Below are 2,725 nucleotides of genomic sequence, written 5' to 3'. Positions count from 1 at the left end.
GGACCCGGACCGGTGCCCGCCGCGGCCGCCGGGGCGCCGGCGGGCACCACGCGCGCGCCGGCGTACCCGCGGCCGGAGTGCAGCAGGACGGCGGCCACCGCACCGGCCTGGGCGGCGTCGGGGAAGCGCCCCCACCGCGAGGCCACGCCGCCGCGGTCGTCGAGCAGCTCCAGGTCGCACGCGCCCGCGCCCGGCTCGCCCGCGCCGGCACCCGCACCGGGGTCGGCGAGCGCGGCGCGCACCGGCGCCAGCGCCTCGTCGGGGACGGCGAGGACGAGGACGAGCCCGTGCCCGTCGCGCACGTACAGCCGCGGCCGGGTGCTGGTGGGGCCTTCCAGGCGGACCTCGAGGGGACCGCGGCCGGTGCGCTCGGTGGGCAACGTCGCCTCCTGTGGCAGCTGCGTCCCCGCGCCGTCGCGGGGACTGCTCCCATGGTGACGCATCGGGGCCCGGATGCGGCGGGAGCGCAGCTGGCAGTTGCCTGGGAATCCGCCGAGCCCCCCGGGCCGGCCGGGCCGACCGGCCCGGGGGTGCCCGGTCGGCGGCCCGGTCGGCGGCCCGGTCAGCGGTCCGGTGCGTACGCGAAGCGGTGGCACAGCGCGTCCCCGCCGGGGGCCGCGACGAGCGGCAGGACCCGCGCCGACTCCTCGAAGGGGCTGACGCCGTCCAGCAGGGCGTCGAAGCGCTCGTCGGCCAGCAGGTCCATCGCCAGCGACAGCCGGCGCCGGGTCGTCCAGCGCGGCGCGCGCGCCGGCGGCACCCGGCCCACCTGGCTGGCCCGGATCGTCAGCCGGCGCGAGTGGAAGCCCTCGCCGAGCCCCACCTCGACGCTGCGGTCGCCGTACCAGCTGAGCTCGGTGAGCACCCCCTCGGCGCCCAGCAGGCCCAGGCCCGTCGTCAGCCCCGCCCCCGTGCCGCTGGTGTGCAGGACGACGTCGCGCTCGCGGCGGGCGTCGTCGGGGGCCACCAGGCGCACGCCGAGCCGCTCGGCGGCGCCCAGGCGGTCGGGGCGCACGTCGACGGCCTCCACGTCGGTGCCGGGCACCCGGGCGGCGAGCGCGGCCACGAGCAGGCCCAGCACCCCGGCCCCCACCACGCTGACGCGGTCGCCGATGCCCAGCTGCGCGTCCCAGACGCCGTTGACCGCCGTCTCCAGCATCCCGGCGAGCACGGCCCGCGAGGACGGCACCGCCGCGGGCACGACGAGCACCGCGGCGGCCGGCACCACGTAGCGGTCCTGGTGCGGGTGCGGGCAGAAGACCCTGCGGCCCACCAGGTCCTGCGCGCGCGGACCGGCCTGCACGACCGTGCCCACCGACAGGTGCCCGTACTTGACGGGGAAGGGGAACTCCCCGGCCTGGAAGGGGGCGCGCATCACGTCGTGCTGGCTGGCGGGCACCCCGCCGGACGCGACGAGGGCCTCGGTGCCGCGGCTGACGGCGGAGAACCGCGCGTGCACCTCCACCTCGGCGTTGCCGATGACGGGCAGCAGCTCCTCGCGCAGCTCGGCCGCGCCGGGCCCCGTCGTCCACAGCGCCCTCGCGACGCTCACCCCTCGCCGCCCGCGTGCGCGCCCGTGCGCACGTCCGGGGCCGGCTCCGCACCCGGGTCCGGTGCCAGGCCCAGCGTCGAGCGCAGGAAGCCCGCCACGGCGCCCTCCCAGCGCTCGGGGTCCACGTTCCACTCCTTGGTGTGGCGCGCCGTCGTGCTCGGCACGTAGGTGACGAGGTCCGGGCGGGCCCGCGCCAGGCGCTGCGAGGGGCCGGGAGGCACGTAGTCGTCGTCGTCGGAGTGCAGCAGCAGCACGGGCAGCACGAGCTCCTCGGCGCGGCGCACCCAGTCCATCGCCCGCAGGTCCACCGGTCCCTCGACGCCCACGAGCCGCCGGCCCAGCGGGTGCGCCAGCAGGCGCAGGCCGTAGCGGCCCAGGCGCACGGGGACGCCCCGCCGGCGCGCCTGGTGCTCCAGCACGTCGTGCCAGTCGAGGACGGGGCCGTCGAGGACGAGCGCGGCCACGTCCTCGGCCAGCGGGGAGCGGGCGGTGAACTGCAGCAGGATCGCCGCGCCCATCGACCAGCCGACGACGACGAGGCGGCGGGCGCCGCGGGCCAGGGCGTGCCGGGCCACGGCCTCCACGTCCTGCCACTCGGTGTCGCCCAGGCCGTACAGCGCGGCGGCGGAGGCGGGCCCGTCGGCGTCGTTGCGGTAGGCGGGCACCAGGGCGGGCAGGCCGAGGCGGTGCAGCACCGGCAGGGCGCGCAGCGCCTCCTCGCGGGTGGCCCCGCGGCCGTGGACGAGGACGGCCCAGGTGTCCGAGGGCCCGCCCGCGGGCGGGACGTACCAGCACGGCAGGTCCCCCAGCTCGCCGGGCACGAGCAGGTCCTCGTGCGGCAGGCCGAGGGCGCTGGTGGGGTCGCCCGCGTAGCAGTACTGGTTCCAGCGCGCCGCCCCGGCAGCACGGTCCCGGAGTCGACGGCGATCAGCTCGCGCACCACCCGCCCGCCGCCGCTGCCCCCGCCGCTGCCGTCGGCCCCGCCGGTCACCTCCAGCACGTCGCCGACGCGGAAGTGCCCGCGCCCGCCGTCGGTCCACACCCCGTAGCGGCCGGGCACGACGGTGTCCGGGGAGGCGGCCAGGACCACCCGGCGCGGGCCCACCTGCAGCACCTCGACGTCGTCGGGCTTGTGCCGGCGCGGGGTGACGACGGCGCGGGCGAACGAGGCGG

The 2,725-nt window shown here is 79.2% G+C and carries 2 protein-coding genes and 1 pseudogene; all 3 read right to left on the bottom strand.

Features of this window, described 5'->3' with window-relative positions; genetic code table 11:
* Positions 1–380 (bottom strand): annotated as a pseudogene (locus GTQ99_RS21905) (hypothetical protein); the annotation flags it as partial.
* A gap of 182 nt (positions 381–562) precedes the next feature.
* On the bottom strand, positions 563–1,552 hold the full coding sequence (locus tag GTQ99_RS21900; RefSeq protein WP_166617804.1) for a zinc-dependent alcohol dehydrogenase: 990 nt from the start codon (positions 1,550–1,552) through the stop codon (positions 563–565).
* Positions 1,549–2,373 carry an alpha/beta hydrolase gene (locus tag GTQ99_RS21895; RefSeq protein ID WP_166617803.1) on the bottom strand — a complete coding sequence of 275 codons (825 nt, stop codon included), beginning with the start codon at positions 2,371–2,373 and terminating at the stop codon, positions 1,549–1,551. The genes GTQ99_RS21900 and GTQ99_RS21895 overlap by 4 nt, the downstream gene beginning before the upstream one ends.
* Positions 2,374–2,725: the final 352 nt, after the last annotated feature.

The sequence above is a fragment of the Kineococcus vitellinus genome (genome assembly GCF_009906315.1).
Classification (GTDB): Bacteria; Actinomycetota; Actinomycetes; order Actinomycetales; family Kineococcaceae; genus Kineococcus; species Kineococcus vitellinus.
The sequence above is the reverse complement of the archived record's forward strand: the minus strand, read 5'-3'. Positions and strand labels throughout refer to the sequence as shown.